The organism is Wolbachia endosymbiont of Pentalonia nigronervosa, from assembly GCF_014534705.1.
Taxonomy (GTDB): Bacteria; Pseudomonadota; Alphaproteobacteria; order Rickettsiales; family Anaplasmataceae; genus Wolbachia.
Map to the genome: position 1 here is coordinate 1 of NZ_JACVWV010000098.1, position 3,218 is coordinate 3,218.

Below are 3,218 nucleotides of genomic sequence, written 5' to 3' on the forward strand. Positions count from 1 at the left end.
AAAGGTGTCAGTGCTCCTTCTCTTCCGGTTAGTGGTTTACCTTCTCTTATAGATGACAGGATATTTGTCTCTAATTCTTGATAGTTTACTAATCCAACATAGTTGTTTGCTCTTTTTTCTTTCATTTGTTAAACCTCCATTTTTTATATCATTAATATATCATTTTTCGGTTTGACACAGTTTATTTAACACTCCCTTTGAAAATCAATACTTGCCCCTTTAAGGACTTCGGTTGTCTTGTCAACTATTTTTAGGCAATGCCTAAATTTTTCTACTTCCCTTGCAAATGTTTCATTATCAAAAAAACTTAACATAGAACCTCATTAACCAAACTAAAAACATCTTAATTATCATGAGATTACAAGTCAATCACTTTTTGCATAACGCTTTAATATTTCGCTCACTTGTTGATCACTGTCAAGCCACCTAAAAACTGTTCTTGTGATTCCTGTACAATTGCAAAGTTGGCAGCAGTCTTTTTTTAACAGCTATACGTTTCAGTTAGAAACCAAAATGCTTGCTATACCCATAATAATTATACATAATAAAATTTTTCAAATTGCTCACTCCACAAAAGCGGTATGCCTTTTTTAAAATCAGTCCATTTCAAGTAACGAGGTTGCATGCCATTTAAAATATCTTCTTTTATCTTTGGTGCTAAGAAGTTTAACCGCAATACAGCTCGTAGGTACATTGACCTTGGTTCCATATTATTGGCAATACACAGCTCTACCATATTTGCATACTTACCTTCATTTAGCTGACGTTGCCATAGATGTGCTCTCACTAGTGCTTTCAGTAGAATATTATTTTTCTTCCCGCTTCTACTATGCTTATTCTCTGGCTCTAATATTATGCACCTTCCTGGTGTTTTTTTTAACTTCAGTTGTACAAAAAAAGATATTTCTCCATTTTTGATTTGGATCTCTTCTTCTAAATTATTAAGCTGCATCTTTTACCTCTTGTAACCCTTCTGAACTAATACAAATTTCAATTCCTCTTTCTCCTACCCAGACACTTTTAGTCAGTTTCTTTATCATCTCTTCCTGTTTTACTGGAAACAAGTGATCCCAAATCATACCTAGCCTTTCTTTCTCCAATAGGTATTTTATTCTCTCTATCACTATCCTTTCCACCTCTCCCGCTGCTACTGTTCGATTCATCGATGGACAATACTTTCCTCGTAAATGATTACTACACACGTAATACCTGTAATGCTTATTTTTCTTCTTCGTATATGTTGGTGTCATGCTAACATTACATCTCTGACAACGTATTACGCTCTTTAATAGTGCCTCTTGATATTTTATAGCTCTAAAAGGCCTATTCTCTATTAGCTCTTGTGCTCTACACCATATCCCTTCTTTTATTACTCCCTTATGCTGTCCTTGGTAATGTTTTTCATGATGCCTTACTTTCCCTATGTAGGTTGGATTAGTTATTATTCTTCTTACTGTTGCTTTTTTAAATTCTTCTCCACCATGAAAATTTCCGGATTTTGCTTGAAATCTTTTGGTTCTATATCCTTGACTGTTTATTTCTTTCACCAGGGCTGTTACTGATTTCAGCTCCATAAATCTTGCAAACATATGCTCTATTACTTTTGCTTCTTCTTCATTAATAATTAGTTTCTTTTCTCTTATATCATACCCTAGTGGTGGATTTCCTCCCATCCATAATCCTCTTTCTTTCGATCCTGCTATTTTTATCCTTATGTGATCTCCTACTGCTTTCCTTTCTCTTTGCGCTATTCCAAGGTTTAAATATAACATGAACTCATTGTCTGTACTTTCCTCGTTTAAATACGGTTCCATTACTGAGCTAAACCTCACTCGGTTTCTATTAAATTTATCTGATATTACTCGGATGAAATCTACTAATGATCTTGTTAATCTATTTAGCTTAAATACTATTACATAATTTACTCTTCCTATTTCTATATCACTCAATAATTCACACAAGGCTGGCCTATCTAAGTTACCTCCTGAGTATCCCCCATCATCGTACCTTTTTGGCAATAAAGACCAACCTTCTCGCTTATTAGCGTTGAAAAACTTTTCACACTCTGCCCTTTGTGACTCTATGCTGTTAAATGCTTGTTCTAGTCCATCTTCATTTGATTTTCTAGTGTATATTGCACATTTTATTTCTTTATACATTTATCTCCTACTCTTTAAACATTTTTCCTTTTATCTCTCAATGAAAAAAATGCTGGGCCATTCCAATTTGTTCCCGTTATTTTTTCTGCTATTGCTGATAATGACTTAAAAAACTGTCCTTGGTATATAAACCCTTTATCAGTTACCAATACTTCATGATCTTCACCGTTATACTCCCTTATAAACTTTGTTCCTGACACTGGTAAGTTATCACCTTTTATCTTTTTTCCTTCTTCCATTTGGTCTGCTAATTGATCAACTCTTTTTTCCACTTTGCCTGATAACTTACCATACTTTACCTCTTGCAATCTATACGCTATTCTTGGTATTAAATACTTCCGGCAATATGGTGGGGCTTCCGACTCAAAAAGCTGCCTCCATATTTTCTTAATCTCTGGTAACGACTTACTTGTTAACGATAATACCTCTTGTTCTGTAGATCTGCTCATTTCTCCCCCTTTTTTATTTGTGGTTTATAATACTTACTTTTCCTTTTTGTCATTAAATATACCTGAAAGGTGCTTCACTACTTTTTCCTTCCTTTTTATTCCATCTTTCATTTCTTTTATTCCTGTTATCTTCCCTGTCAACTTCGGCTCTAGTCTTAGTAACTGGACAAGTGCTTCCGTAAAATGTTCTTTTGTTTCTTGTATTGAGGGTATTCCTATTCTCTTGCCAAGTAGGGCTTTAAATTCTTTGTTTGCATAAACTATTGCTTTTGCTCCTAACTCATCTTTTATTTCTGTATCTGCTCCGGCTTTTAATAATTCTTCTACTACTTCTTTTGCTGACATCGTACACGCTATATGCAATGCTGTCCTTCCCATAAGATTTACCGCATTCACATTTGCTCCTTTTTCTATTAGTACTTCTACATTTTTTGTATACCTCATGCATGCTGCTCGATATAGCGGTGTTTCTTCTCTTTCATTTTTAGCATTTACATCTGCTCCTTTTTCTATTAGTAACCTCACCGTCTTTTGATTCGCTATTCCTGCTGCTTGATGCAAAATTGTGTCTCCACTTTTTCCTTTTTCATTTATCCCTTCATATGATTTT

At 34.4% G+C, this 3,218-nt stretch carries 5 protein-coding genes and 1 pseudogene; all 6 read right to left on the bottom strand.

The window, feature by feature from the left end; genetic code table 11:
• Window positions 1-125 (bottom strand): annotated as a pseudogene (locus tag IC220_RS06580) (IS256 family transposase); the annotation flags it as partial.
• 60 nt (window positions 126-185) lie between these two features.
• Complete coding sequence (locus IC220_RS08035) at window positions 186-314, bottom strand: hypothetical protein (protein ID WP_255424139.1); 129 nt, start codon at window positions 312-314, stop codon at window positions 186-188.
• Window positions 315-535: 221 nt separating this feature from the next.
• A complete protein-coding gene (locus IC220_RS08125; RefSeq protein ID WP_369408773.1) occupies window positions 536-952 on the bottom strand; it encodes a hypothetical protein in 417 nt (138 codons plus the stop codon).
• Entirely contained in the window at window positions 942-2,159 is a 1,218-nt protein-coding gene (locus IC220_RS06585) for a recombinase family protein (protein ID WP_369408774.1), read from the bottom strand. Before IC220_RS06585 ends, IC220_RS08125 begins: the two co-directional genes overlap by 11 nt.
• 14 nt (window positions 2,160-2,173) lie before the next feature.
• Window positions 2,174-2,608, bottom strand: a complete 435-nt coding sequence (locus tag IC220_RS06590) for a DUF2924 domain-containing protein (protein ID WP_188153672.1) — start codon at window positions 2,606-2,608, stop codon at window positions 2,174-2,176.
• Window positions 2,609-2,641: 33 nt separating this feature from the next.
• Window positions 2,642-3,218 (bottom strand): ankyrin repeat domain-containing protein (locus IC220_RS06595; RefSeq protein ID WP_188153673.1); only part of this gene is annotated, 577 nt, incomplete at its 5' end.